Annotated in this window: 1 protein-coding gene; it reads left to right on the top strand. The window is 47.0% G+C overall.

The window, feature by feature from the left end; translation table 11 throughout:
* Window positions 1-1122: TRAP transporter large permease subunit (locus R7P72_RS25265; protein ID WP_318110993.1), on the top strand; the 1122-nt coding region annotated here is incomplete at its 5' end.
* Window positions 1123-1150 lie beyond the last annotated feature (28 nt).

Here is a 1150-nt window from a genome sequence, read left to right on the forward strand (position 1 = left end):
GTGCAGAAAATTACAACCAGTGACGAATCGCTTATCAAAGTTCTGGTGAGTGGTTGGCACAACCTCATTCCTTTGGTGGTTCTGGTGACGTTGCTCGTGAAAGGTTTTACACCCACTTATGCGGCAGGCCTTTCCATCATTTCTGTCGTTGTCTCTTCGTGGTTTTCGAAAGATCACAAAATGGGACCAAAAGCGATCATCGAGGCTATGTCTCAAGGCGCGAAGAACATGGCAACCACCGCCGTCTTGCTGGTGGGTATTGGTTTAGTGATCAACGTAATCAGTACCACAGGCATCGGCAACACTTTCTCTTTGATGATCAATGGTTGGGCGAATGGTGATTTGTTCATCATGCTCGTGTTGATTGCTTTGGCATCGTTGGTTTTAGGTATGGGCTTACCTGTGACAGCGGCGTATATTGTTCTGGGCACTTTGTCTGCCCCTGCCTTGTATAAGTTGATTGCCGAGAACCAACTTTTAGAGTTGATGGTTTCAGGGCAATTACCTGAGCAAGCGAAAGCGATCTTCATGCTAGCGGCACCAGATAAGCTCGATCTTCTCAATGCGCCAATGGCGCTGGAAACGGCGAAAGAAATGCTGTCACTGGTTCCTGCTGATTTTGTTGAAACGCTACTAGAGCAAAGTCTGGGTTTAGAGGCGGTTGGCTTGGCATTGTTGGCCGCGCATTTGATCATATTCTGGCTTTCGCAAGACAGTAACGTTACGCCACCAGTGTGTTTAACCGCATTCGCAGCGGCGACCATTGCGAAAACGCCACCAATGCGGACAGGCTTAATGGCTTGGAAAATTGCGAAGGGGCTGTACTTGGTTCCATTGTTAATTGCCTATACCGGATTGGTCAGTTGGGATGTGACATCAGTAATTACGGTCGGCTTCTTTGCGATAGTGGGTACTTACGCGCTCATTGGTGCCATTGAAGGTTATTTAGAAGGACCATTGAATATATTGATGAGACTGGTTCTGCTTACTATCGGTGCACTTTTGGTTTGGCACGACATTCCAATCTTAATTCGTGTGGTGTGCTGCGCGGTATTCGTTGCCGTGTTTGTTTACAGTGGGCGCAAGTTCAAATTGCAACAGTCTCAACTTTCGGTTTTATAAGAGGTCGTATGAAATCAGTCTATGACTA

The organism is Vibrio sp. Vb0888 (assembly GCF_033338835.1).
GTDB classification, from domain to species: Bacteria; Pseudomonadota; Gammaproteobacteria; order Enterobacterales; family Vibrionaceae; genus Vibrio; species Vibrio alginolyticus.